This window comes from Streptomyces sp. NPDC025651 (assembly GCF_055558735.1).
Genome location: NZ_JBVHLZ010000006.1, coordinates 448,699 through 473,105, shown reverse-complemented (window position 1 = coordinate 473,105; position 24,407 = coordinate 448,699). Strand labels below are relative to the sequence as shown.

The window sequence follows — 24,407 nt, the reverse complement described above, 5'->3', positions numbered from 1 at the left end:
GGTACGGATCCGTGCGATGTCAGATCCGTGCGATCAACAGGCAGGCGTCGTCCTCACGCGGTGCCCCGCCGAACTCCTCGACGACGGTCCGTGCGCATTCCTGTGCCGTACGCGCCCCGGTGAAGCGGGACGCGAGGGAGAGCAGCAGGCCCGTCGACGCGTCCCTGTCGCGCCGTGGCACCAGGCCGTCGGTGTGCAGCAACAGCAGGTCTCCCGGCCGTAGTTGCTCGCCGGCCTGTTCGTAGGTCGCGCCGGAGGTGGCGCCGAGGAGCACGCCGTCCGGTGGCGTCAGCGCGCGCCCCGTCCCGTCGCGGAACAGCAGCGGGGCGGGGTGCCCGGCCTGCGCCCAGGTGAGCAGGTGCGTGGCGGGGTCGTAGCGGCAGCAGATGGCGCTGCCGAGAGCGGGCTGGACCGTGGCGTCCAGTAAATGGTTGAGCCAGCCCATGAGTTGGCCCGGCTGCGATCCGGCGACGGCCATGCCGCGGAGCGCGCCGAGGAGCATGGCCATGCCGGAGGTGACGGTGACGCCGTGTCCGGTGAGGTCGCCGACGCTCAACAGGGCGTTGCCGTCGGGCAGTTGCATCGCGTCGTACCAGTCGCCGCCGATGAGGGCGCTGGAGGAGGAAGGGAGGTAGTGGGCGGCGAGGTCGAGCTGACCGGGGCCGCCGTGCGGCAGGCGCAGGGAGCCGCGCCACGGCGGCAGGACCGCCTCCTGCAGTTCGACGGCGAGGCGGTGCTCCGTCTGTGCGATGTCGCGGTGGCGCTGCAGCGTGTCACGGCTCTCGCGCACCGCGCGCTGACTGCGGCGCAGTTCGCTGACGTCCCGCAGGACCGCCCACATGGAGGCGGTGGAGCCGTCGGCGGCGAGCACGGGCTCGCCCATCATGTGCACGTGGCGTACGCGCCCGTCGGACCGCACGATGCGGAACTCGCCGTCGATGGGTTTGCCGTCGACGAGGCAGTCCGTGACCATCGCGGTCAGCCGGGGCTGGTCGTCGGCGTGCACCAGCGAGGGGAGTTCGTCCAGGGAGAGCGGGGGAGCGGCCGGGTCGCGGCCGAGGATCTGGTAGAGCTCGCAGGACCAGCTGGCCTCGTCGGTGAGGAGGTTCCACTCGGCGCTGCCCACCCGGCTCAGGAGTGAGCCGGGGCTCGCCTCCACCGCGGTCGCGGTCGGCGCCGCGGGCTCCCCGCCCGCCCGCGGCGGACCGTCCCGCAGCTGGGCCAAGTGGCTGTCCAGGTCGTTGAGTTGATGCACCGCCAGATCGCACAGGGCGCGCTGCCAGCGGCCCGCGGGGTCTGTGTGGTCGGTCACGGCGTCGCGCCGTACGGCGTCGACCTCGCCCCGGAGCCGGCGCGTCTGCGAGATCAACGCGTCGACCGTGCCGCGCTCGGGCGGCTGGGCGGCGTGGTCCGCGAAGACATGGGGCGGCATGAGGTGCTCCGTTGAAGATGCGGTGCGACCAACTTGACGGGTGGTGGACCGCTAATGACTTTCGCACAGCAGAAGGTGGCCTGTAAGGGATTTGGCAACACACGATGCAGTGGTGCTTCTGGCATATGCCCTTGGCGTGCGGATATCCGGAGGCCCGAGGTGGGAGTCTATGGGCAAACGGTAAAGGATGCGTAGGCCATCGCGTTGGAATGTGGTGTTCCGGAGGAGGAAATAAGACGAGTGAGCGAACGCATCGCGAGGGAGAGCGAATGACGTCGGAAGACGGCGGGAATCGGCGGGGGAAAGGGTGTGGAGAGCGGGTGGTGAGGGGGTGGTGAGAACGGCGGGAATTGCACGGTGTCACTGCTTCAGGCGGGCGGGGCGGTGGTCGTCGTACGCGTTGATCGCGTTCTCCTCCGCTCGCCGAGGCGGCAGCAGTCGCCGTGCGGCCACAACACGATGAGATCGGGCCGGTGTTCGACCATGAAAAGCGCGTCCGTCGAAGTCGTTCACTTCTTCGTCGACTTCTCCGTCTCGGGTTCTCCACCTCAGGGCCGCAGATAGCGGATGACCGCGAGGACCCGCCGGTTGTGGTCGTGCGAGGCCGGCAGGCCGAGCTTGTCGAAGACCGCCGCCACGTGTTTCTCCACCGTGCCCGGCGAGACGAAGAGGGCGTGCGCGATCGCCGCGTTGGAGCGGCCCTCGGCCATCAGCGAGAGCACCTCGCGCTCCCGTTCGGTGAGCGGCGCGAGCTCGGCCGAGCGGTGGCCCGCGCCCGCCAGCTGGGTCACGACCTCGGGGTCGAGCGCGGTGCCGCCCGCCGCGACCCGTTCCAACGCGTCCGTGAACTCGGCGATGTTGGCCACCCGGTCCTTGAGCAGATAGCCGACGCCCGCGGAACCCGCCGCGAGGAGCCGCGTGGCGTACTTCGTCTCGACGTACTGCGAGAAGAGCAGTACCCCGGTGCCCGGGTGCTCGGCGCGGATGTCGATGGCGGCGCGCAGCCCTTCGTCGGTGTGGGTCGGCGGCATCCGGATGTCGACCACCGTGACGTCGGGCCGGTGCGCGGCGACCGCCTCGCGCAGGGCGTCGGCGTCGCCCACGGCGGCACAGATCTCGTGCCCGCGCTCGGCGAGCATCTGGGCCAGCAACTCCCGCAGCACGGCGGCGTCCTCGGCGATCACGACACGCATGGTCGGAATGCTCTCACGTTGTCCTGCACGCGTTCTCACCTGCGCTCTTGCCTCTGTTCTCGCCTCTGTCCTCGCCCGCGTTCCCGCGGCCGCTCTCAGGCATGCGGCGGCAGCTCGACGGTGACGGTCGTGGGGCCGCCCTCGGGGCTGCGGATGTCGATGCGCCCGTCCACCGTGCGCACGCGCTGGGCGAGTCCGGTCAGGCCGCTGCCCTCGCCGAGCGCGGCGCCGCCACGGCCGTCGTCGGTGACCTGGAGACGCAGCAGCCCGTCCCGCTGCGTCACGCCGATCGTGGCCCGGCGAGCCCCGCTGTGCTTGATGACGTTGGTCAGGAGCTCGGCGGCGCAGAAGTACGCGATGGTCTCGATCGCCGGGGTGGGCCGCAGGGGCACGTCGGCGGTCAGCTCGACCGGCACCGTGCTGCGTGCGGCGAGCGTCGCGAGGGCGTCGGGGAGCCCGTCGTCGAGGGCGGGGGGATGGATGCCGCGGGCCAGGTCGCGGAGTTCGGTGAGCGCTTCGGTGGCGTTGCGGTGCGCGCCGTCGACGAGCTGCCGGATGCGGGCCACGTCCAGCGGCTGTCCTCCGTCGAGGCGCTCCTTGACCATGTCGAGGCCCATCGCCACCGCGACGAGACGGACCTGCGCGCCGTCGTGCAGGTCCCGTTCGACCCGGCGCAGGAGCGCCACCGAGTCGTCGACGGCCAGCGCGCGCGTCTCCTCCAGGTCGCGTACGCGATCGGCGAGCCGCCCCGGACCGAGCAGCGCGTGGACGAGCCGGCGGTCGCCTTCGACGACGAGCCGGGTGACCCACGGCGCGCACAGCAGGGTGAGCGCGCCGAGCAGCACCGCGAACCAGGTGCCGGCGAACGTGTCGACGTGCGGACCGCCGAACGGGATGGGCGTGAGCACCGGCATGCCCTCCGGGTCGCCCGCCTCGGGGTGCTGCCCGAAGACGCCCCACCGCAGCGGGGCGGTGAGGTTGACCAGGCCGGTGAGCCACCACAGGACGGCGTACGCGCCCAGCGCGCCGACCGGCAGCTTCGCGAGGACGTAGGCCGCCGCACGCCAGCCGGTCCCGTCCCGCAGCCGCGCGTCGACGCGCCCCACGAAGCCTTCGCCGGGCCGGAAGGGCGGCGGCGCGGGCGTGCACGCGCGCTCGCCGAGGAACGCCGCGGCCAGCGCGCGGTGGACGGAGCCGAGCGCGCGGGCGAGCCGCAGTCCGGCGATGAGGAGCAGCGCCCCCACCACGGCGAGCACCAGCGAGACGGTGAAGGCGCCGCCGAGGGCGAGCACCACCGCGAGGACGGTGCCGCCCGCGAGGCCCAGCGGAAAGCCGATCAGGCAGTACGCCGCTTCGGCCCAGGCCCGGCGGGTGAAGGGGGCGCGGAGCACTCCCGAGCGGAGCGCCCTCCCGCGCAGCCGCGGCCGGCGATCCCGAGGCTCCGCGCCCGCCGGGCGGTCGATCTCTTGCACATGCATGCCGTCAGTTTCCTGTCACGCGTCGCTGCGGGCGAGTTCCTGTCACGCGTCCCTGCGGGCGAGCAGACGCCCGCCCGCCACGAGCACCGCTGCGGTGTACAGGCACAGCAGCGCGAATCCGGCCCACGGCGAGAGCACGCCCGGGACCGGCTTGGAGACCGCGAGGGAGTTGGCCGCGATGATGGTCGGGAAGAACTTCGCGACCGCCGTCCCCGAGACCCCGCCGAGCACCGCGGGCAGCACGAAGGTGACGCCGACGAGTACGGCGACGGCGCTCGCGGTGTGCCGCGTGACGGCGCCGATCCCGATGCCGATGAGCCCGATCATCGCGAGGTACGCACCGGCCATCAGGACCGCCCGCAGTACCCCGGCGTCCCCGATGCCGGGCCGCGGCACGCCGTCCCCGAGCGCGGCCCGCCCCGCGAAGAAGGTCACGAAGGAGACGGCCTCGCCCACCGCGAGGGAGACCCCGCCGTACACGGCCGCCTTCGCGGTGAGGACCAGGCGGCGGTCGGGCACGGCGGCGAGGGTGGAGCGGATGGTGCCCGACGCGTACTCACCGGTGACGACGAGGACTCCCACGACACCGACGAGGAGCTGCCCGACGGCCACTCCGGCCAGGACGTTGTTCGTGGCGTCGAAGGCGGCGGCCTTGTCGGGGCCGGGGGCCTTGGTGTTGGCCATGGTCACGATGCCGATGGCCACCATGCCGACCACGACGAGCAGCAGCGTCCACCAGGTCGACCGCAGACTCCGCAGCTTGATCCACTCCATGTGGGCGGCGTTCGCGAAGCCGTAGTGCCCGGCGGGAACCCGGACGTCACGCTGCCAGACGGATGCGTCGGCGCTCATCGGGAAACCCCTTCCGTGGAGGCGGCTTTCGTGGACGCGGCGGTGAGCGAGAAGAAGGCCTCCTCAAGGGAGCGCCCCTGGGAGGTGAGGTCGCGCACGGACGAGTCGGCGAGGAGCCTGCCCTGCCCGATCACCACCAAGTGGTCGGCGGTGAGGGCCATTTCGCTGATCAGATGGCTGGAGAGCAGGACGGCGCGCCCTTCGGCGGCAAGGGACCTGATGAGCTCCCTGATCCAGCGCACGCCCTCGGGGTCGAGCCCGTTGACGGGCTCGTCGAGGAGCAGCACCCCCGGATCGCCGAGCAGGGCCGCGGCGATCCCGAGCCGCTGCGCCATCCCGAGCGAGTAGGTCCCCGCGCGCCGCCCCGCGACATGGCCGAGCCCGACGATGCCGAGGACCTCGTCGACGCGCCCCCGAGCGATGCCGCCGGCGGCGGCGAGCGCCGTCAGATGCTGGGCGGCGGTACGCCCCGGATGGAAGGTACGGGCCTCCAGCAGCGCCCCGACCTCACGGGCAGGCCAGCGCAGCTCTCCATAGGGCCGCCCGTAGACGTGGGCGTGCCCGGCGTCGGGCCGGTCCAAGCCCATGATCATGCGCATGGTGGTCGACTTGCCGGACCCGTTCGGCCCGAGAAACCCGGTCACGGCCCCCGGCAGCACATCGAAACTCAACGAGTCGACGGCGACGTCGGGCCCGTACCGCTTGCTGAGCCCCTGCACCTCGATCATCACAACTCCCTGCCGCATACCTGACGTGGTCATTGACTCCACGCTAGGAATCCGACGGCCCCTCGCGGAACGCTGCTTTCCTCCGTCTGTTCTGGGGGTTTTCCCCCAGGGGCGGGGCGTTGGCCTTGGCGGCGGCGCGACGTGCGGTCACCGGGGCCGGGGCGCGGAATCGCGGAGCCGTTCGGTGAGGTAGTCGGTGATGGCTGTCAGGGTGGGGCGGTCCCAGAGGAGATTGGCGGGCAGGGGGTGTCCAGTGTGCTGTTGGAGTCGTCGGCGCAGGGTCACGGTCATGATGGAGTCCACGCCCATGTCGGTGAGGGGGCAGTGGGGATCGAGTGAGTCCGGCTCGATGCCGAGGATGGCGGCGAGGGTACGGGTGACCTGCTCGCTCAGCGTCGCGCGGAGCTGGTCGTCGGTCAGCTCCTTCCAGACGGGCCGTTTCGGTTCGGCGGCCTGCCGGGTCGCGTGGTGCGGCAGCGGTACGTCGTGCAGGGCGGTGGGGCGGTGTTCGGGGGGAACGCCGGGCAGCAGGCGCAGGATCGCCAGATGCGCGGCGGGGTGGGCGGCCGCCTGTTCCCAGGTGGCGAAGGCTTGCTCGGCGGTGATGTCCGCGGTGCCGCGGGCCGCGAGTTCGGCGTCGATGGCGTCGGAGGAGGTGGACATGCCCAGGCCGCGCCAGCTTGTCCAGGCCAGGCTCACTGTGTCGTTGGCTCCGTGGCCTCGGCGGTGGTGGGCGAAGGCGTCGAGGAAGGCGTTGGCGGCGGCGTAGAGGGTCTGGCCGGGCAGGCCAAGGAGTTGGCCGATCGAGGAGAAGAGCACGAAGAAGTCCAGGGAGCCCGGCGGGAACAGTTCGTGCAGCAGCAGCGTGCCCGTGATTTTCGGGCGGGTGACGTCGCGGAGAGCGGATGTGTCGCAGTCGCGTAGCCAGCGGTTGTCGGTGAGGCCGGCGGCGTGCACGATGCCGCGGATGGCGGGCATGGCGAGCGTGTCCGGTGCCAGTGCCGTACGCAGCTGTTCACGGTTGCAGACGTCGGCGGCCACGACGCGGACGGTCACGCCGGCGGCCTCCAGGGTGCGGATCGTGTCCAGGGCCTGTGCCGTGGCCGGTGTGCGGGGCGTGGTGTTCCACATCGAGCGTGGGGGCAGGCCCCGGCGGGAGAGGAGGACGAGGCGTCGGGCTCCGCGGTCGGCGAGCCGGAGTGCGGTGCGCAGTCCGAGAGCCCCGAGTCCGCCGGTGATCAGATAGCTGGCATCGGCCGTGCACGTGGTGGTCCAGTCCTGAGCGGTCGAAGCTGGGCGGGTGGCGGTCCCGGTGGTGCGGAGCGGGAGCAGGCGCAGCACGTTGGCCCGGCCGTCGCGGATGCTGATGACCGGGTCGGCAGCGGGGTCCCGCAGCAGGCGCAGCGCTTCTTCGATGTCGGCTTCGGTGGGTTGTGCGGGCAGGTCGAGGACGCCTCCCCAGATGTCGGGGTGTTCGGTGGCGCAGATGCGGCCGATGCCCCACAACGGCGCCTGGGCCAGCGCGCTGTGGCTGTGCGCTTCTCGGACCCCGTGGGTCAGGCACCACAGGCGCGGCGACGGCCCGTCGGCGGTGCCGGTGTCGGCGAGGGCGCGGACGTGCTTGATGAGGTTGTCGGCCAGCTGGTCGGCGTGGGCGGCCAGGGCGTCCGTGTCGGCGTCGGGTGCATGGGCGGGCAGGAGGAGGAGCGTGTCCGCCGGGACGGGTCGGGCGGTCGTGTGGGTGACCGTGAAAGGCCGGTTTTCGCGCGCGCAGACCCGGCGCAGCTCGTCGATCAGCAGCGGGTCGTCGCCGATCACTGCGATGGACGGCGCGTACGCGGGCGTGCTGGATTCGGCACGGGCCAGTGGCTTCCACCGCACGTCGTGCAGCAGCGGGGTGGCGGGCAGCTCGTGTGGGGCGTCGGCTTCCAGCTTCCGGAACGTCAGACCGTTCAGGCGGGCTGACGCCGTGCCCTGGAGCGCGCGGACGGTCACATCGACCGTGCCCGCGGACGGCGGGGTGTCGGCGTCGGGGGTGAGGCGGACCTGCGCCACGGCGTGTGCCGGGGCTTCTCCGGCGATAGCGGCGTGGTCGATGTGGGCGGGCATGCGCAGCACCCGCTCACCGGGGAAGATCACAGAGGCAGTGGACAGGGCGGCATCCAGAACCGAGGCCCACCCCGGTCCGGTCAGTTCCTGATCGGGGTCGGTGGTGATCCAGGCGATCAGGGTGTCGGGTCCGCGCAGGAGCTTGTCGATACGCCAGGGGAACCCCATGGCCGTGACCTGGAGGGCGGTGAGACAGGTGGTGACGTGCGTGGGGTCGAGTTCCTCCAGGCCGCTTGTGTCCGGCGGCTCGGGTGTCGCGAGATCGTCGTCGTGTGCGATGAGGCCGGTGGTGTGGGTGGTCCAGCCGTCGTGTTCAGCGCCCTCGGGCGCGGGCGCGCTGCGCAGCCGGGAGCTGAGTGTCAGGGTCCGGTCCTGACACGTCAGCTGTACCTCGCGGGGGTCGTCGCCCACCGGGACCGGGGTGCGCAGGGTGATGTCGCGCAGCGCGGGCCAGGAGGTCCGGCCGCAGGCATGGGCGGCAGCGGTGAAGAGGGTGTTCAACAGCACGGCCGCCGGCACGATCTCGGTGCCTTGGACAGGGTGGCGTCCCGGGAAGGGGCGGGTGGCAGTGTCGAGTCGGGTCTGCCACAGGTGGGTGCGCAGCGTGCCGCGTACCAGGGTTGGGGGGCCGAGCAGGGTGTACGAGGACGGGAGGTGCCGTGCGGGGGCGCGCTGTGTGTCCCGTGCGGGGTGGGGGACCCAGTGGCTGGTGTGCTGCCAGGTCATCGTCGGCAGGTCCACGAGCAGGTGCTGCTGTGGATGGAGCGCCGACCAGTCCACGGCGGCGCCGTGGCAGTGCAGTGCGGCGAGGTTGTGGGCGAGCGTGTCCTGTGAGGGCTGGTGGCGGCGGAGCGAATAGGCCACGTGGCCGTCGGCGGCTCCGCTGGCTTCCAGGCATTCCTCGATCGAATGCGCGACCACGGGGTGTCCGGAGATCTCCAGGAACATGCGGTGCCCGTCCTGGATCGCTGCCTGGATCGCTTGCGCGAAGCGCACGGGGTTACGCAGGTTGGCGGCCCAGTACGCACCGTCGCGCGGGTGACAGGTACGCGGGGCATCCAGGGCGGTGGAGTACAGCGGCAGGCTGGGCGCGAGGGGTTCCAAGTCCTCCAGCGCGTTACTGAGTTCCGCGCACAGGGGCTCCATGCTGCGACTGTGGAAGGCCACGTCGGAATCCACGCGCCGCACCCGCACGCCTTCCGCCTCCCACGCACGCCTCGCCCGGTCGATGGCCTGCACGCTGCCGGAGACCACGGCGGTGGTAGGCGACGCGGCCACGGAGGCCTCAAGGTCCGCCTTGGCGGCCAGGCGCTTGACGACGTCGGCGAACGGCAGTTGCACCATGATCATTGCCCCGTGGCCCGCCACTTGCGGCAGCAGGGCCGAGCGGCGGCAGGCGAGGCGGGCGCCGTCTTCGGGCGAGAACACTTCGGCAGCCACGGCGGCCGCGATTTCCCCGACCGAGTGCCCGATCACGGCCGCGGGCTCGATGCCGCGGCTGCGCCAGACGGCCTGCAGGCCCACTTGTACGGCGTAGACGGCCGCCTGAATGCGGTCGGTGCGGTCCAGGGGGCCGTGCGTGAGCAGCGCGTGCAGGGAGTAGCCGGCCTCTTGCCGATAGACCGGTTCCAGAAGCCGGATCGTTTCCGCGAAGTGCGGTTCGCCGGTCAGCAGTTCCCGGCCCATGCCCGCCCAGTGCGATCCGTGCCCGGAGAACACCCACACCGGTGGCGCGGCAGCGTTCTGGCGCAGCTGCGGGGGGCCCGTGACCAGGCGGGGGTGGTCCATGCCGTCGGCCAGGGCGTGCAGAGCGGCGGTGGCATCACGTGGGGTGTCAGCCACGACGACGGCGCGTGCGACGAGGTGACTGCGCCGGTGCGCCAGGGTCGCACCGATGGCGGGCAGCTCCCGCGCGGTGGTGTCTTCGGTGTAGGCCGCCAGAGACCTTGCGTGCGCGCGCAGGCCGGCGGGGGTCATGGCACTGACGGGAAGCAGGAGCGGGCCGGCGACGTGCCTCGCCGCTTCTCCTGCGGCGGATCGGGAGCGCCGGGGCCGGACGCCTGCTTCTTCCAGGACCGCATGGGCGAGAGTTCCCCCGTAGCCGTAGCTGGCCACACCGGCCCGCCGCGGCTGTCCCTCCTTGCGTGGCCAGGGGATGTGGCGTGTCACCAGGGACAGCCCGTTGCTGCCCCAGGGAATACGGGTGCTGGGTTCGGTGGCCACCAGCGACGCCGGAAGCTCCTCATGCCACAGGGCCAGCACCGTCTTGATGAGTCCGGCGGCGCCCGCGCCGGCCTCCAGGTGCCCGATGTTGGGTTTCAGCGAACCGATCAGGCAGGGACGGTCGGCGGGCCTGCCGGTGCCGAGCACCGCGCCGAGCGCGGCCGCCTCCACTCCGTCGCCCGCTCGGGTGCCGGTGCCGTGGGCCTCGACGTAGTCGACCCGGCTCGGGCTGAGTCCGGCATCCGCGTACGCGCGGTGCAGCAGATGCTCCTGCGCCTGTCGGCTCGGGCTCATGATGCCGTCGGTGTGCCCGTCCTGGTGGACGGCCGAGCCGCGCAGCACGGCCAGGACGCGATCGCCGTCACGCAGGGCGGCGTCAAGGCGCTTGAGGACGACGATGCCACAGCCCTCTCCCCGGCCGTAGCCGTCGGCGCTCTCGTCGAACGCCTTGGAACGGCCGTCAGCGGACACGGCGCCGGCCTCGTGCAGGACTACGGACAGCCCCGGCCCCGCCATCAGCATGACGCCGCCGGCCAGGGCCAGTTCCACCTCGCCCGCGCGCAGGGCCTGCGCCGCCAGGTGCACGGCGACGAGCGCGGACGAGCAGGCGGTGTCCACCGTCAGGCTCGCCCCGCGCAAGTCCAGCGCGTGGGAGATCCGGTTGGCCACCGCGCACGGCGAGGCCCCGATCCCGGTCCATGCTTCGATCCGGGACAGATCCTCCAGCAACCTGCGTCCGTAGTCGTCCGAACCCACGCCGACATACACGCCGGCATCCGCCCCGGCCAGGCTGCGCGGCGCAATGCCCGCGTGCTCGAGCGCCTCCCAGCTCACCTCCAGCGCCAGACGCTGCTGCGGGTCCATCAACCGGGCCTCGCGCGGCGAGATCCCGAAGAACGCGGCATCGAATCCGCTGATGTCATCCAGGAAGCACCCCCGCGCCGGGGTACGCGCGAGAGCCTCCGCAGCAGCCGGGTCACCAGCCCCGTAACCGGCCCACCGCTCGCCGGGGACGTCGCCGACCGCGTTCTGCCCGGCCCGCAGGAACTCCCACAACTGCGCGGGCGAGGAGATACCGGCGGCGAAACGGCATCCCATCCCGATGATCGCGACAAGTTGCCGCTCGTTGACTGAGTCATTCATGAGATTCCTCCGTGGGTACCCATGTGCGGGCGCGACGCCCCACGGCACTGACACATGGGCAGGCAAGAAGCGGACAGGGCCCCCAACACGAGGGACGGCACGAAGAACACAGCAGCGACGTGCGTGCGGCGCGGGCCTCGCGGGTCAGGACGTGGGACGCCGTCCCACCGCGCTCAGCAACGGGTAGGAGTTGACGACGAAAGCGGGATCCTGCAGCAGCAACCAGAAGGCCTCGAGCTGCTGCACGCTCAGGCCGGAGGCGAGCAGTTCGTCCTTGAGCTGCTCCGTGTTGGCCCGGTGCAGATCGATCCCCACGCTCTGTCCAGGCCACGCCTGTGCGAAGACCGTCGCGCCCAGCTGCTCCAACCCGCTGTCCGCCATGGCCTGGAGCACTCTGCGGCCCCACAGCGGGTCACCGCCCGCCGCCTGCAACAGGTTCAGGACCTCGGCATGCACCCGCGTGAACAGGTCCGCCGTAGCAGGGCTGGGAGCGGCGAGGACCGGCACCCACCCGCAGTCGAACTCCTCCAGGACGAGCCGGCCCCCCGGCCGCAAGGCCCGCACCAGACGAGGCAGCACCTGGTGGCGCTCGGGCACATGCACCAACACGAGACGGGCATGAATGAGGTCGAACTCGCCTTCCGGCAAGGCGTCACGGGCAATGTCATGCCGCCACAGCCGCATGTTCCCGCGCTGCTCGCGGGAGCTCATCCACCGTGGCTCGATGTCGGTGACGGTCACCTGCCCGGCAGGGCCCACCATCTCGGCCAGCCAGTCACCAATTGAGCCTCCCCCGCCGCCGACTTCAAGGCAGTTCCAGCCGGCACCGACACCCACGCCGGCCAGGGTTGCGCGGGATGCCGTGTCATAGGTGGCCTCCAGAGAACTGAAACGACTACCGGCTTCCACCGCACTGTTGTCGAACACGTACCGCGCCATCACCGGTCTCTTTCTCGTCCAGCCCTCAAAGGGCGTGCACCAGTGAGCTGTTGTCATCGCGCCGCAGGGCGGTACACCGCACAAGCCGCTGCACGGCAGCAAAGCAGTGCGCATGATGCAGAATTGCACGATTGTGAAACCCACCGGCATCTCGCAGAACTGACTCAACTCCACGCCACCGCAGGCGATCAACCCCGCAGGCCAGGCGCATCGTCGCACTTCAGAGCATTGAGACAGGGGCCACGCGAACGGAGCGTGACTCCTGCGGAATCGCTCCTTCCGTGCTCGGGGCGGACACTCGCGCACTACCCCCTCGCGCAGGGAGGCCTTTGTCTCGTCCGGGAAGCGGACGGGGAGAACGCCCCCGGCCTCGTTCGAGGAGCGGTACGGGAGTCCGATGTCCCCTGGGTTGCCGGCCACTCGCGCTGGGGGAGCCCTGGGATTCCCCCAGCGCGACGGACCCGTCAGGAACAGCCTTCAAGCGCCCGCAGGCCGAAAGTCCTCGGTGCTCCCGTTCGGCACCACGAATCCCATGGAAGATCAGAGGCCGACCTGAGCCACGACCTCGGTCAGCGCACGCCCCAGTGGCAGGTCGACACGGTGGGTGGCCCAGCGGTCCCCGCGGGTCGCGCCCTGGTTCACGATCAGGACCGGCGTACGAGCCCGCGCCGCCTGGCGGACGAACCGCAGTCCGGACATGACCGTCAGGGAGGATCCCAGGACGAGCAGGGCGGCCGCGCCGCCGACGAGGCTCCGGCACGCCTCCACCCGCTGGGGCGGCACGTTCTCGCCGAAGAAGACGACGTCCGGCTTGAGCACCCCGGTACCGCAGGCGGCGCACGCCACGACCCGGAACTCACGGACCGCGTCATCGGGCAGGTCGACGTCGCCGTCAGGATTGACCCGCGCCGCGCGGTGCCGCTCGGCGACGGCCTCGAACCACGGGTTGGCCTCCCGCAGCCGGTCGGCGAGCTCCGAACGGTCGCTGAGGCGGCCGCAGTCGAGGCAGATCACCCGGCCCAGGCTGCCGTGGAGTTCGATCACGTCACGTGCCCCCGCGGCCTGCTGCAGGCCGTCGACGTTCTGGGTGATCACACCGGTGACGAGGCCCGCGTCGGCCAGAGCGGCGACCGCCCGGTGGCCGGTGTTCGGACGGGCTCGGACCATGGCGCGCCGGCCCAGCTGACTGCGGGCCCAGTACCGTCGGCGCGCATGGTCGTCGCCGATGAACTCCTGGAAGGTCATGGGGACGTGGTTGCGCCGCAGGGAGCCGTGTTCCCCGCGGTAGTCGGGGATACCTGACTCCGTCGACAGGCCCGCTCCGCTGAGGACGACGACACCTCCCGCGCGGACGGCCGCGACCACTGGCGAGAGGTCGGTGGTGGCAGGAGGCAGGTGGCCCTGGGGCTCCCAGGTCAACGTCGGACGCGTCCTCATGACCGCCAGCTTAGAAGCCGTACGCGGCCGGGCCGGCTTACCGTGCCGTCCCCCCCCAGCCCACAGCATGCGTTTTGCGGGATCGGCAACAGGAATGGCGGCCACGGCAGGCGTGCGGCGACGGTGGGTCCATGACTGAGGACACCGCAGCAGCTTCGCCCGCTTCCCACCTCGCCCCGCCCGCCGACGGCTACGTCGGAGACCCTGCCGTGCGGGCGCAGTGGGACAGCATGTACGCCGACCGGGACCAGCTGTGGAGCGGCCGGCCCAACGGCGCGCTCGTGGCCGAGACCGCCGGGCTCGCTCCCGGGCGGGTGCTCGACGTCGGCTGCGGTGAAGGCGCGGACGCCGTCTGGCTCGCGCGTGAGGGCTGGGACGTGACGGCGCTCGAGGTCTCGCACGTGGCGCTGGAGCGGGCGGCCGGGCACGCGCGCGACGCCGGGGTGACCGTGCGCTGGGTGCACGCCGAGCTGACGGAGGCGGCGCTCCCCTCGGCCTCCTTCGACCTGGTCTCCGCCCAGTACCCGGCCCTGCTGCGCACCCCCGACGCCGCGGCCGAGCGGGCGCTGCTCGGGGCTGTCGCGGTGGGCGGCGTGCTGCTGCTCGTGCACCACGCCGGAATGGACACCCGGGAGGCGCGCGACGGCGACTTCGACCCGGCCGACTACGTCTGGCCCTCGATGGTCGCCGCCCTCCTCGACGACGACTGGGAGGTGGAGGTGGACGAGGAGCGGCCACGCGTGACCCCCGAGGGCGGTGCGGGCGCGCACCACAGCCACGACCTGGTGCTGCGCGCACGCCGACTGAGGTGAGGCTCGTTCCGGGCAGGATCACCGCACGGCTCGCCCGGTCGGCGGCCGCTGATCCGCCCGGCCGCTCTCGTCGTCGCGTCAGGCCCCGGCGCCGGAGCCGCGGAGTGCGCACACCCTCGTACTCCTGACACAAGAACGAGTTCGGTGATCTTTCCCACCTTGTGCGCCGTGCCGCGTCGCGGGACGCTCGAAACCCGTCCGGAGGATCAAGGTCCGCTGGAGCCCCCACAAGGATTGGAAAGAGGTCAACGGTGACCAACCTCGCCCTCAACCTGGCCCGTACCGCGACGGCACGCCCCGAGGCCACCGCGATACAGCTGGACGGACAGGCGCTCGACTACCGCTCGCTGGACGAGCGCAGCGCCCGCGTCGCAGGCTGGCTGGCCGCTCAGGGCGTCGTACCAGGTGACCGGGTGGCGATCCTGCTGCCGAACATTCCGCACTTCGCGGTCGTCTACTACGGCGTGCTGCGCCTCGGCGCGGTCGCCGTGCCGATGAACCCGCTCCTGAAGGCCCCCGAGATCCGCTACAGCGCAGGCGACTGCGGCGCCCGGACGATCCTGGCCTGCGGCCCGGCGTTCGCCGAGGCCGGTGCCGCCGCCGGCGAGCTCGGCATCGGCTGCACCGACGTCACCGCGGACGACTTCGCCGCCGCGCTGGGCGCGGTCGAGCCGCGTACCGACATCACGGACCGCGACGCCGACGACCTCGCCGTCCTGCTCTACACCTCGGGCACCACGGGCCGCCCCAAGGGCGCCCGCCTCACCCACGGCAACCTCGGCAGCAACACCGAGGCCGTGGTACGCGAGTTGGGCCTCACGGCGTCGGACACCCTCTTCGGGGGCCTGCCCTTCTTCCACGTCTTCGGCCAGACCTGCGGGCTGAACGCCGCGGTCCTCACCGGCGCCCGTGTGACGCTCCTGCCGCGCTTCGACGCCGCGAAGGCGCTGCAGATCCTCGCCCGCGACCGGGTCACGGTCATGGAGGGCGTGCCCACCATGTTCCTGGGCCTGCTCGCCGCGGCGGACGCGGCGGGCTCGACCGGGCTCGCGGACGGCGGCGGAATCCGGTTCTGCGTCACCGGCGGCTCGGCGATGCCCGTCGAGGTCCTGCACCGCGTCGAGGCGGTCTTCGGCTGCCCGGTCGCCGAGGGGTACGGCCTGTCCGAGACGTCCCCGGTGGTCACCTTCGGTGGGATCGAGGGACCCCGCAGGCCCGGCTCCATCGGCACCCCCATCGACGGCGTGCGGGTGCGGCTGATCGACGACGAGGGCAAGGACGTCGCCGAGGGCGAGGTCGGCGAACTGGCCGTCAAGGGACCCAATGTGACGCCCGGTTACTGGAACCGGCCCGATGCCGACGAGGCCGCGTTCACGGACGGCTGGTTCCGCACCGGGGACCTCGCGCGGCGCGACGAGGACGGCTTCTACTTCATCGTGGACAGGAAGAAGGACCTCGTCATCCGCGGCGGCTACAACGTCTACCCGCGCGAGATCGAGGAAGTCCTCTACGAGCACCCGGCCGTCGCCGAGGCCGCCGTCCTCGGCGTCCCGCACGAGCTGCACGGCGAGGAGATCGCGGCCGTCGTCACGCTGAAGCCGGGCGCGGAGGTCACGGCGGACGAACTGCGTGCGTTCGTGAAGTCCCGCGTGGCCCCGTACAAGTACCCGAGGATCGTCCAGCTGGTGCCGGGCCTGCCGAAGGGCCCGACGGGCAAGATCCTCAAGCGGGAGATCACGGTCGAGAACTGAGCGAAAGGCCCGGCGCCGATGACGTCTTCGGCCTGCGGTCGCCGGATGCGCCGCGAGGAAAATCTACAGTAATGTAGAGGTCCAGTCGGTCGGCATGCCGTCAATTCGCCATGCCGAGGGGTGTGTTGCGCCGCGGTCGCGCATTCCCTGCTTACGTCGATCAGTTCGAGTGAAGGAGACGGGACCCTCCCATGTTTGACGCCCTGAAGAACCTCAAGGACAAGGCGGAGGACCTTGCGGAGGCCCACGGTGACAAGATCTCCGGCGGGCTGGAGAAGGTCGGCGACTTCATCGACGGCAAGACCGACGGCAAGCACAGCGACAAGATCGACGCGGCTGTGGACAAGGCCCGGGACTACGTGGGCAAGCTGGGCGAGAAGGGGAACTGACCGAGCCCTTCGGCGCTGATCGGAGCGGGTCGCCGGGATGAGGTCCGGATCCGGCGACCCGCTCCCGTGTCAGGGCCGCTCGGGGTCGGAGGCGACGGTCAGGACGATCTTCCCGGTCGTGCGGCCGGTTTCCCCCAACGCGTGGGCCCGCGCCGCCTGTTCGAAGGGGAACGTCGCGTCGACGATCACCCGCAGGCGGCCGTCCTCGACCAGGGCGCTGATCTCGCGCAGCCCCTGCTGGTCGGGTTCGACGAGCATGAACACCGCCCGTACGCCGGCCTGCTCGGCCTGCCGGAGGGGGAAGGTGTCGTCCGGCGGCAGCAGGGAGACGAGGATGCCGCCCCGGCGCAGGGTGCGCAGGGAGCGTGTCCAGTTGGGTCCGCCGATTCCGTCGAGGGCGACATCGACGTCCCGGACGGCGTCGGCGACGTCCTGGGTGCGGTAGTCGACGAGTTCGTCGGCGCCGAGGCCGCGCAGCAGCTCGTGCTTGGCGGCGCTGGCGGTGGCGATGACGTACGCGCCGCGGGCCTTGGCGATCTGCACGGCCAGATGGCCGACGCCACCGGCCGCGGCGTGGATCAGCACGCGCTGCCCCGGCCGGACGTGCGCGGTGTCGACCAGGGCCTGCCAGGCGGTGAGCGCGGCCAGCGGCATGGCACCGGCCCGGATGGGGTCGAGACCGCGGGGGCGCGGGGCGAAGTGGCGGGCCGGCGCCGTGACGTACTCGGCGTACGCCCCCGCCGGGTGCGGGAAGCGAGGCATCCCGAACACCTCGTCGCCGGGCCGGAAGATCGTCACGCCGGCACCGACGGCCTCGACGGTTCCGGCCACGTCGAAGCCGAGGGTGAAGGGAGGCGTCGCACCGGTGGCGAACACACCGCGCTCGCGGGTCTTCCAGTCGGCGGGGTTCACGCCCGCCGCGCGCACACGGACCAGGATCTCGCCCCGGCCGGGCTCCGGCCGCCCGGTCTCGACGACCTGAAGGACGTCGGGGGCTCCGGCCCTGTCCTGGGACACGGCGCGCATGGTCGAAGGGGCGGTGGTGGGCTGGTGCATGGAGGTGTTCCTTCTCCGGGGGCGTACTCGGGTTCTCGCGCCGGTGGACCGGCACGGCCCCAGACTGGACGGTCGGCGGCGCCCCCGGTGTCGGCGTGATGGCCATGTACTGAAAAGATCCGGCCATGCACCGTGTTGGCGTTCTGGCCCTGGAGGGCGTCGTCCCCTTCGAGCTGGGCATCCCCGCCCGTATCTTCGGCGCCGCCCGTGACAGGGACGGCAACCCGCTGTACACCGTGGCCACCTGCAGCCTGGACGGCGGGCCCGTGCACGCCGAGGGCGACTACGACCTCGCCGTCGCCCACGACGCCTCTCTGCTGGCCACCGTCGACACCGTCGTCGTCCCGCCCTCCCACCGACTGGGACCGATCAGGGAAGAGGGGCGTCTGCCCGGCCCGCTGCGCGACGCCCTGGCCGCCGTCCGCCCCGGAACGAGGATCGTCGCGATCTGCACCGGCACCTATGTCCTGGCCGCCGCCGGGCTGCTCGACGGCCGTCCCGCCACCACCCACTGGCGCGAAGCCGACCGGCTGCGGCGGATGTTCCCCGGCACCCGCATCGACCCCGACGTCCTCTACGTCGACGACGGCGACGTCCTCACCTCCGCCGGAGTCGCCGCGGGCATCGACCTGTGTCTGCACCTCGTCCGCCGCGACCACGGCAGCCACGTCGCCAACGAGGTCGCCCGCTCCTGCGTCGTACCGCCGTGGCGCGACGGCGGCCAGGCCCAGTACATCCGGCGCCCCGTCCCCGACCCGGCCGTCGGCAGCACGGCCACCACCCGGGCCTGGGCCATGCGGCACCTGGCCGAACCGCTCACCCTGGCCGACCTCGCCGCCCGCACCAACATGAGCGTCCGCACCTTCAGCCGCCGCTTCCGCGACGAAGTCGGCATCACGCCCGGACAGTGGCTCACCCGGCAACGCGTCGACCTCGCGCGCCACTTCCTGGAGACCACCGACTGGCCGGTCGACCTGGTGGCCCACCGGTCCGGATTCGGCACGGGCGCCTCCCTGCGCCAACACCTCAACGCCGCCATCGGTGTCAGCCCCCAGACGTACCGCCGCACCTTCCGCCCTCACCAGGCAGCCGTCTGACGGTCCGCACGCAGGGGGTCAAGTGGGTACAACCGTGTACCGACCGGCCCCGGATGGGGACGTGTCGGCCCTTGTCCGCCCGCCCGTCGCCGCCCGAGGCTGGTGACCGAGGCGGGAACCTGGTGCCGGTGGCCTCGCAAGCCGGTGCCCGGTGGCCTCTTCGCCGGCTCCGGCACACGGCAACGAGGTGGGACATGAACGTTCTCGTGGGGTACGCCACCGCGCACGGATCGACCCGTGAGATCGCGGAACATCTGGCGGAGCGGCTCGGCAAGGCCGGGCTGTCGGCCGAGGCCCGGCCCATGAACGGCGTGGACGACGCCGACGCCTACGAGGCGTACGTCCTCGGAAGCGCCGTACACGGGCAGGCCTGGCTGGGTGAGGCCAAGGACTTCCTGCGCCGCAACAGCGACCTGCTCCACTGCCGCCCTGTCTGGGTCTTCAGCGTGGGCATGCCCGCCGCGCTGCGCGGCCCATGGCGGAAGAAGGCGGCCCGCAAGGAAGCGGATGTCATCACGGAGGACCTTCCCGCGCACATCCCGTACCGCGGCCACCGCCTGCTGTCCGGGGTGATCCGCCCTCGTCAGCTGCCCCTCACCGGCCGGTTGGCCTTCCGTCTGATGGGCTGCAGGTACGGGGACCACCGCGACTGGCCGGCCATCGACGACTGGGCCGACGAGATCGCCGGAGAACTGGATCGCGGGTGAGCGACCGGCGCGGCCCCGCCCCCGGCCGCGGACGCGTTTGCGATCAGTTGCCGAGCCCGGCGGCGTGGTCGGGAACGTAGGACTGGAGATCCCGCGGCGGACGTTCGTACCCCGTGGTCGGTGGGCGGGGCGGGAGTTCGAGCTCGGGAGGCGGCACGTCGTGGTACGGGATCGTCGAGAGCAGGTGGGCGATCATGTTCAGCCGCGCGCTGCGCTTGTCGTCGCTCTCGACGACGTACCAGGGCGCCTCCGGAATGTCCGTGTGCACGAACATCTCGTCCTTGGCCCGTGAGTACGCCTCCCAATGCGTGATCGACCGCAGGTCCATGGGGGACAACTTCCAGCGCCGCGTGGGGTCCTGGAGGCGGCGCCGGAAGCGTTGCTCCTGGACCGCGTCGCTCACCGAGAACCAGTACTTGCGCAACAGCAGGCCGTCCTCCACCAGCAGGCGCTCGAAGAGGGGGCACTGGTGGAGGAAGCGCTGGTGCTCGGCCTTGGTGCAGAAGCCCATGACGTGCTCGACACCCGCGCGGTTGTACCAGCTCCGGTCGAAGAGGACGATCTCCCCGGCGGCGGGGAGGTGCTCGGCGTACCGCTGGAAGTACCACTGGGTGCGTTCCCGCTCGGTGGGCGCGGGCAGTGCGACGATGCGGGCGACACGGGGGTTGAGGTGTTCCGCCACGCGTTTGATGGTGCTGCCCTTGCCCGCCGCGTCGCGTCCCTCGAAGACCACGACGAGGCGCGCCCCCTCGGCCCGCACCCATTCCTGCAGCGTCACCAGTTCCGTCTGCAGCCGGTACAGCTCGCGGTCGTACAGTTCCTTCTTCATGTGCTCGGCTACCTCTCCTCTCCGGCCGAACTGGGCCCCCTATTCGGCCGGTTGGGATACGCACCGGACGCGGACACCTGGCAGCGCACACCGGGGCGTACGGCTGCGCGTGTGGCCGGGCGGGCTGCGCCGCAGCGTGCCCGTGTCCCGGAGTCACCGGGGAACCACGGCCACGGGGCAGCGGGTGTGGTGGACGAGCGCACTCGCCACCGCGCCGAGCCTCCTGCGGCTTCGGCCCACCACGACCAGTTCGGCCCACGTCGAGGCCCGTACGAGGGCGTGGGACGGGGTGTGCAGCACGACGTCGCGCAGCACCTGGACCCGCGGGTACTTCTCCTGCCAGGGCCGCAGGGCGTCGGCGAGGGCCTGCACCTCCTGGTCCTCCCAGCGGGCGCGGTCCTTCTCCGGTACGGGGAACGGCATCCAGTCGGCCGCCGGTGCGGGAAGCGCCCACGCGTACAGGGCGTGCAGCCGTACGTTCGCCCGTTGGGCGGCGTCGAACGCGAAGTCGACGACGGCATCGGCCGGTTCGTGTGCGTCGATGCCGAGGGTGACCTTGTCGGGCCGGGCGCCGGTGCGCCCCCAGGCGAGCCCGCCGGGTACCAGGACCACCGGAGTGCCGCAGTTCTCGGCGAGGCCGAGGGCCGTCGATCCGAGCGTGAGCCCGGCGAAACCGCCGGACCCGCGGGTGCCCAGCACGAGCAGCTCCGCGGAGGGGGACATGTCGAGCAGCGAGGAGACGGTCGGGCCGGTCAGCCTAACGCCTTCGACCTTCAACTCCCGGTGTCTGCGCGAGAGTTCGGCCGCCACCGGACGGGGCAGCGGCACGGCGCGGTAGGGCCACAGGTCCGCGAGCTCGTCCGGGGCGAGCGCGGACACGTGGACCACCTTCAGCGGCAGTCCACGCCGCAGGGCTTCACGGGCCGCCCACGAGGCGGCCGCGCGGCTGCGGGCGGATCGGTCGACGCCCACGATCACTGACCGTTGCATCGTGATTCCCCTGTCCGTGGTCGGGCGGGCTTGTCCTCCCTCTCCACGCTGACGGCCGTCGAGGTCGACGGCCAGGGCCGACCGGGTCCGGAGGGTGGCCCGGTCGGCCCTCGCCGGTGCCACCCGCCGGCGCGACGCTGGAGGTGAGGAGGACGGGAACGAGCCCTGAGGGAGAGCGAGATGAGCGGAATGATCGAGAGGTTCCCGCACTGGCCGCAGGTGCTGCCGGACCTGTTCGGCTGGATCGAGGGCGGGATTCCGGGGCTGCACCCGGCCCCGGGCGTCCACGGCATCCGGATCGAGGAGTCCCTGACCGACGGGACGTACACGCTGCGCGCCGAACTCCCCGGCATCGACCCGGCCGAGGACGTCGACATCACGGTGGCGGAAGGCGTTCTGACGCTGTGTGCCGAGCGCGGTGGCGACGACGTGGGGGAGCGGCACACGGAGTTCCGTTACGGCACCTTCGCCCGAGCCGTCCGGCTGCCCGCCGGAGCGCTCGGCGATCAGGCGGCCGCGGAGTACAAGGACGGCGTTCTGACCATCACGGTCCCGGTGCCGCAGGGGAAGTCGGCGACCAGGACCATCCCGGTGCGGCACTCCTGAGCGGGACCCGCGGAGGTCGCACACGCCCGCGCGGCCGAGTCGGCCCGGCCGCGCGGGCGCCTCGCGCGCGCATGCCGCGCCCCCGGTCCCCCGACCCGATGTTCCGGTCCCCCGATGTGCGCCGGGCGCCGTCAGCGGGGCGCCGTCAGTTGTGCGCGACGACGGCGACCGGGCACTTGGCGTGGTGGATCACGGAGTGGGCAGTCGCTCCCAGGCGCTCCCCGGCGGGGACGCGGCGGCCGACGACGAGCAGGCCGGCCCCGGCCGCCGCCTTGACCAGCTGGTGCCCGGCAAGGCCGTGCACGTGCCGCTCGGTGACCTGGGCCCCCGGGAACTTGTGCCGCCAAGGAGCCAGGACGGCCGTGAGGAGCCGGGGCTTCGTCATCGCGTGGTCGGCGGCGTCGGCGCTGGGGACCAGGGGCACGGTCCAGGCGTGCACGACCTGGAGCGGCGCGCCGCGCGCGGCCGCCGTGAAGAAGGCGAACTCCAACAGCTCGTCGCAGGGACGGTCAAGGTCGAGCCCGAGCACGACCGGACGGATCGGCTCTGCCGCCGAGCCCGCACGCTCGTCCTCGACATGCTCGGCCGCCCGCACCAGGACGACCGGGCAGGAGGACCTGGCCGCGACGGCCAGAGCCACCGAGCCGACCAGAAGGCCCGCGAGAGCGCCGAAGCCCTGCGAGCCGAGCACCAGCAGGGCCGATGACCGGGCCGCCGCCAACAGCGCCTGCACCGGCGGTCCGGAGACCTGCTCGTCCAGGATCCCCAGGGAGGGGTGCGCGCCGGAGAGCTGAAGCACGGCACGGTCCAGCGCACCGCTCTCCCGGTGGAACGGGACGTCGATCTCCGGCAGACGGCTTCGCTCCGAGGGCTGGTCGAAGGCGTGCACGAGATGGAGCGGCAGATCGCGGAGCAGGGCCTCGCGGGCCGCCCAGTCGGCGGCGGCCAGGCTCTCGGGGGAGCCGTCGATCCCGGCGGTGACGGTCTGTTGTGAGGTCATGGTGCGCACCTCCACGGTGCGGTCGGAGGATCGGCTGGGGCAGGTCCACTGCCCCTCGGACGGATCCGGCGGACGGCCGGACGGCCCGCGTACAGGGGGGGCGGTCAGGCGTGCGGGACGACCGCCACCGGGCACGCCGCGTGGTGCAGCACCGCGTGGTCGACCGGCCCGAGCTGCATGCCGATGTGGCCTTTCCTGCGGCGGGCGCCGACCACCAGGAGGTCGGCCGTGCGCGAGGCGTCGAGGAGCACCGTGCGCGCGTGTCCCTCGACGGCCTCGCGGCGGACCGTGACGTCCGGATGGTCGGCTGCCGCCTTCCGTACCGCCTCGTCGACCTGGGCCCCGGCGCGTCGCTGATGGTCGTCGTGGACCATCGTGGGGACGTCGGGGAGCTCGCGGGCCGGGCAGCGCCAGGCATGGACGACGGTCACGCAGGCGTGCCGCGCGTCCGCCTCACGGAAGGCGAAGTCCACTGCCGCGGCGGCCTCTTGAGGGTCGTCGACGCCGACCACGACGGCGCGGAGGTCGCCGTACACGTTCTTCTCGCGACCACGCACGACGACCACCGGAGACGCGGCGTGCGCGGCCACGGACAGGCCGACGGAACCGAGCAGCAGCTCGGCGAGCTCGCCGCGGCCCCGACTGCCGACCACGACCGCACCGGCCTCCGGACTGAGCCGCACGAGCGCACGGGCCGGCTCCTCGGGGACCACCTCGCTCGTCACCTTCACCGAGACGGTGCGGCGCAGCGCGCGCTCGACCGCCGAGGCCACGATGTGGTCCGAAAGCACCTGTGCCGACGGCCGGTTGGTGCCGAAGGACGGTTCGTGCCCCTCGTACCGCTCCCACCTCGGCGCGTGGACGACACGCAGCGGCACTCCGCGTGCCGCTGCGTCGTCCGCGGCCCAGTCCAGCGCGCGCAGGCTCGGATCAGAGCCGTCCACTCCGACGATCAGGGGCCTGTCCACGGTGCCACCACCTTCCGGCGCGCCCCTGGCAGGGGCTCTGCTTCGGACGGTTCCACCGGGAGGGCCGGCCGTGGAGGGGCGAACCGGCCCCAGTAGGGGCCTTTCGGCCCCTGGCGAGGCCGTCGCCGCATTCCCACAGTGGCAGCACGGCCCGGCGGAAGGAGTCGCGATGCCCACCCGGACGCGAATCGCGGTGATCGGCGTCGGCAACGAGTTCCGGCGTGACGACGGCGTGGGGTGGGCGGTGATCGCCCGGCTCCGCGAGCGGCCCCCGCCTTCGGGGGCGGTGTTCGCCACCTGCGACGGCGACCCCGCCCGTTTGATCGGCCTGTGGGAGGGGGCGGATCTCGCGGTGGTCGTGGACGCCGCGCACGCGCACCCCGCCCACCCCGGGCACGTACACCGGCTGTCGCTCGACGCGCAGGAGCTCGACCGGCCGCGGACGACCAGTTCGCACGGGCTCGGGCTCGGCGAGGCCGTCGAGCTCGCCCGGGTCCTCGGCAGACTGCCGGACCGGCTGGTCGTGTACGCGGTGGAGGGCGCCGACACCGCGCTGGGCACCGGCCTCTCGCCGCGTGTCGCCGCCGTGGTGGAACCGCTCGCCAAGGACATCGAGGACGAGATCGTGCGGCACCGCGACGCCGCCGCGCGCGGTTGAGAGGGGGGAC

General features: G+C 72.3%; 20 protein-coding genes. 7 read left to right on the top strand and 13 right to left on the bottom strand.

Translation table 11 applies throughout. From position 1 onward, the window contains the following. Nucleotides 1-19: 19 nt before the first annotated feature. The 8 genes from ACZ4D5_RS23765 to ACZ4D5_RS23730 form a co-directional block, all read right to left on the bottom strand. Entirely contained in the window at nucleotides 20-1,432 is a 1,413-nt protein-coding gene (locus tag ACZ4D5_RS23765) for a PP2C family protein-serine/threonine phosphatase (RefSeq protein ID WP_467774393.1), read from the bottom strand. 548 nt (nucleotides 1,433-1,980) lie between these two features. Then, on the bottom strand, nucleotides 1,981-2,625 hold the full coding sequence (locus ACZ4D5_RS23760) for a LuxR C-terminal-related transcriptional regulator (protein WP_467774392.1): 645 nt from the start codon (nucleotides 2,623-2,625) through the stop codon (nucleotides 1,981-1,983). Nucleotides 2,626-2,720: 95 nt separating this feature from the next. Further along, nucleotides 2,721-4,103 carry a sensor histidine kinase gene (locus ACZ4D5_RS23755; RefSeq protein ID WP_467774391.1) on the bottom strand — a complete coding sequence of 461 codons (1,383 nt, stop codon included), beginning with the start codon at nucleotides 4,101-4,103 and terminating at the stop codon, nucleotides 2,721-2,723. A gap of 42 nt (nucleotides 4,104-4,145) precedes the next feature. Next, the gene (locus tag ACZ4D5_RS23750) at nucleotides 4,146-4,955 is read right to left on the bottom strand and encodes an ABC transporter permease (protein WP_467774390.1); all 810 of its coding nucleotides are present in this window, start codon (nucleotides 4,953-4,955) and stop codon (nucleotides 4,146-4,148) included. Next, entirely contained in the window at nucleotides 4,952-5,716 is a 765-nt protein-coding gene (locus ACZ4D5_RS23745; protein ID WP_467774389.1) for an ABC transporter ATP-binding protein, read from the bottom strand. The genes ACZ4D5_RS23750 and ACZ4D5_RS23745 overlap by 4 nt, the downstream gene beginning before the upstream one ends. 114 nt (nucleotides 5,717-5,830) lie before the next feature. Continuing rightward, a complete protein-coding gene (locus ACZ4D5_RS23740) occupies nucleotides 5,831-11,158 on the bottom strand; it encodes a type I polyketide synthase (RefSeq protein ID WP_467774388.1) in 5,328 nt (1,775 codons plus the stop codon). Between the two features lie 144 nt (nucleotides 11,159-11,302). Then, complete coding sequence (locus ACZ4D5_RS23735) at nucleotides 11,303-12,097, bottom strand: class I SAM-dependent methyltransferase (protein WP_467774387.1); 795 nt, start codon at nucleotides 12,095-12,097, stop codon at nucleotides 11,303-11,305. Between the two features lie 540 nt (nucleotides 12,098-12,637). Next, nucleotides 12,638-13,534 (bottom strand): NAD-dependent protein deacetylase, encoded by an 897-nt coding sequence (locus ACZ4D5_RS23730; protein ID WP_467774386.1) that lies wholly within the window; start codon nucleotides 13,532-13,534, stop codon nucleotides 12,638-12,640. A gap of 131 nt (nucleotides 13,535-13,665) precedes the next feature. Between ACZ4D5_RS23730 and ACZ4D5_RS23725 the strand changes: the two genes are divergently transcribed. From ACZ4D5_RS23725 to ACZ4D5_RS23715, 3 genes are all read left to right on the top strand, one after another. Continuing rightward, complete coding sequence (locus ACZ4D5_RS23725; RefSeq protein ID WP_467774385.1) at nucleotides 13,666-14,346, top strand: class I SAM-dependent methyltransferase; 681 nt, start codon at nucleotides 13,666-13,668, stop codon at nucleotides 14,344-14,346. Between the two features lie 251 nt (nucleotides 14,347-14,597). Further along, entirely contained in the window at nucleotides 14,598-16,097 is a 1,500-nt protein-coding gene (locus tag ACZ4D5_RS23720; protein WP_467774384.1) for a long-chain-fatty-acid--CoA ligase, read from the top strand. A 191-nt stretch (nucleotides 16,098-16,288) separates the two neighbouring features. Further along, nucleotides 16,289-16,486, top strand: coding sequence for an antitoxin (locus ACZ4D5_RS23715; RefSeq protein WP_467774383.1), 198 nt, complete (start codon nucleotides 16,289-16,291; stop codon nucleotides 16,484-16,486). A 69-nt stretch (nucleotides 16,487-16,555) separates the two neighbouring features. On the opposite strand, the gene ACZ4D5_RS23710 is transcribed toward ACZ4D5_RS23715, so the two are convergent. Beyond that, a complete protein-coding gene (locus tag ACZ4D5_RS23710; protein ID WP_467774382.1) occupies nucleotides 16,556-17,542 on the bottom strand; it encodes an NADP-dependent oxidoreductase in 987 nt (328 codons plus the stop codon). A 125-nt stretch (nucleotides 17,543-17,667) separates the two neighbouring features. Between ACZ4D5_RS23710 and ACZ4D5_RS23705 the strand changes: the two genes are divergently transcribed. Then, complete coding sequence (locus tag ACZ4D5_RS23705) at nucleotides 17,668-18,639, top strand: GlxA family transcriptional regulator (protein WP_467774381.1); 972 nt, start codon at nucleotides 17,668-17,670, stop codon at nucleotides 18,637-18,639. Between the two features lie 194 nt (nucleotides 18,640-18,833). Beyond that, complete coding sequence (locus tag ACZ4D5_RS23700) at nucleotides 18,834-19,346, top strand: flavodoxin domain-containing protein (RefSeq protein WP_467774380.1); 513 nt, start codon at nucleotides 18,834-18,836, stop codon at nucleotides 19,344-19,346. Between the two features lie 43 nt (nucleotides 19,347-19,389). Here ACZ4D5_RS23700 and ppk2 read toward each other — a convergent pair whose 3' ends face one another. Both ppk2 and ACZ4D5_RS23690 read right to left on the bottom strand, forming a co-directional pair. Next, nucleotides 19,390-20,175 (bottom strand): polyphosphate kinase 2, encoded by a 786-nt coding sequence (gene ppk2, locus ACZ4D5_RS23695; protein WP_467774379.1) that lies wholly within the window; start codon nucleotides 20,173-20,175, stop codon nucleotides 19,390-19,392. Nucleotides 20,176-20,328: 153 nt separating this feature from the next. Then, nucleotides 20,329-21,165 carry a universal stress protein gene (locus ACZ4D5_RS23690; protein WP_467774378.1) on the bottom strand — a complete coding sequence of 279 codons (837 nt, stop codon included), beginning with the start codon at nucleotides 21,163-21,165 and terminating at the stop codon, nucleotides 20,329-20,331. Between the two features lie 180 nt (nucleotides 21,166-21,345). Between ACZ4D5_RS23690 and ACZ4D5_RS23685 the strand changes: the two genes are divergently transcribed. Beyond that, entirely contained in the window at nucleotides 21,346-21,771 is a 426-nt protein-coding gene (locus tag ACZ4D5_RS23685) for an Hsp20/alpha crystallin family protein (RefSeq protein ID WP_467774377.1), read from the top strand. A 145-nt stretch (nucleotides 21,772-21,916) separates the two neighbouring features. Here the strand turns inward: ACZ4D5_RS23685 and ACZ4D5_RS23680 are convergent, their stop codons facing one another. Then, nucleotides 21,917-22,771 carry a universal stress protein gene (locus ACZ4D5_RS23680; protein ID WP_467774376.1) on the bottom strand — a complete coding sequence of 285 codons (855 nt, stop codon included), beginning with the start codon at nucleotides 22,769-22,771 and terminating at the stop codon, nucleotides 21,917-21,919. Between the two features lie 104 nt (nucleotides 22,772-22,875). Then, on the bottom strand, nucleotides 22,876-23,739 hold the full coding sequence (locus ACZ4D5_RS23675; protein ID WP_467774375.1) for a universal stress protein: 864 nt from the start codon (nucleotides 23,737-23,739) through the stop codon (nucleotides 22,876-22,878). Nucleotides 23,740-23,908: 169 nt separating this feature from the next. Here ACZ4D5_RS23675 and ACZ4D5_RS23670 point away from each other — a divergent pair, with 169 nt between their 5' ends. Beyond that, a complete protein-coding gene (locus ACZ4D5_RS23670; RefSeq protein ID WP_467774374.1) occupies nucleotides 23,909-24,397 on the top strand; it encodes a hydrogenase maturation protease in 489 nt (162 codons plus the stop codon). Nucleotides 24,398-24,407: the final 10 nt, after the last annotated feature.

Coding starts and splice junctions, on each gene's coding strand:
- ACZ4D5_RS23680 (WP_467774376.1), bottom strand. CDS start 22,771: ATGACCTCACAACAGACCGTCACCGCCGGGATCGACGGCTCCCCCGAG.
- ACZ4D5_RS23745 (WP_467774389.1), bottom strand. CDS start 5,716: ATGACCACGTCAGGTATGCGGCAGGGAGTTGTGATGATCGAGGTGCAG.
- ACZ4D5_RS23715 (WP_467774383.1), top strand. CDS start 16,289: ATGTTTGACGCCCTGAAGAACCTCAAGGACAAGGCGGAGGACCTTGCG.
- ACZ4D5_RS23705 (WP_467774381.1), top strand. CDS start 17,668: ATGCACCGTGTTGGCGTTCTGGCCCTGGAGGGCGTCGTCCCCTTCGAG.
- ACZ4D5_RS23755 (WP_467774391.1), bottom strand. CDS start 4,103: ATGCATGTGCAAGAGATCGACCGCCCGGCGGGCGCGGAGCCTCGGGAT.
- ACZ4D5_RS23700 (WP_467774380.1), top strand. CDS start 18,834: ATGAACGTTCTCGTGGGGTACGCCACCGCGCACGGATCGACCCGTGAG.
- ACZ4D5_RS23750 (WP_467774390.1), bottom strand. CDS start 4,955: ATGAGCGCCGACGCATCCGTCTGGCAGCGTGACGTCCGGGTTCCCGCC.
- ACZ4D5_RS23730 (WP_467774386.1), bottom strand. CDS start 13,534: ATGAGGACGCGTCCGACGTTGACCTGGGAGCCCCAGGGCCACCTGCCT.
- ppk2 (WP_467774379.1), bottom strand. CDS start 20,175: ATGAAGAAGGAACTGTACGACCGCGAGCTGTACCGGCTGCAGACGGAA.
- ACZ4D5_RS23740 (WP_467774388.1), bottom strand. CDS start 11,158: ATGAATGACTCAGTCAACGAGCGGCAACTTGTCGCGATCATCGGGATG.
- ACZ4D5_RS23710 (WP_467774382.1), bottom strand. CDS start 17,542: ATGCACCAGCCCACCACCGCCCCTTCGACCATGCGCGCCGTGTCCCAG.
- ACZ4D5_RS23735 (WP_467774387.1), bottom strand. CDS start 12,097: ATGGCGCGGTACGTGTTCGACAACAGTGCGGTGGAAGCCGGTAGTCGT.
- ACZ4D5_RS23760 (WP_467774392.1), bottom strand. CDS start 2,625: ATGCGTGTCGTGATCGCCGAGGACGCCGCCGTGCTGCGGGAGTTGCTG.
- ACZ4D5_RS23725 (WP_467774385.1), top strand. CDS start 13,666: ATGACTGAGGACACCGCAGCAGCTTCGCCCGCTTCCCACCTCGCCCCG.
- ACZ4D5_RS23690 (WP_467774378.1), bottom strand. CDS start 21,165: ATGCAACGGTCAGTGATCGTGGGCGTCGACCGATCCGCCCGCAGCCGC.
- ACZ4D5_RS23670 (WP_467774374.1), top strand. CDS start 23,909: ATGCCCACCCGGACGCGAATCGCGGTGATCGGCGTCGGCAACGAGTTC.
- ACZ4D5_RS23765 (WP_467774393.1), bottom strand. CDS start 1,432: ATGCCGCCCCATGTCTTCGCGGACCACGCCGCCCAGCCGCCCGAGCGC.
- ACZ4D5_RS23685 (WP_467774377.1), top strand. CDS start 21,346: ATGAGCGGAATGATCGAGAGGTTCCCGCACTGGCCGCAGGTGCTGCCG.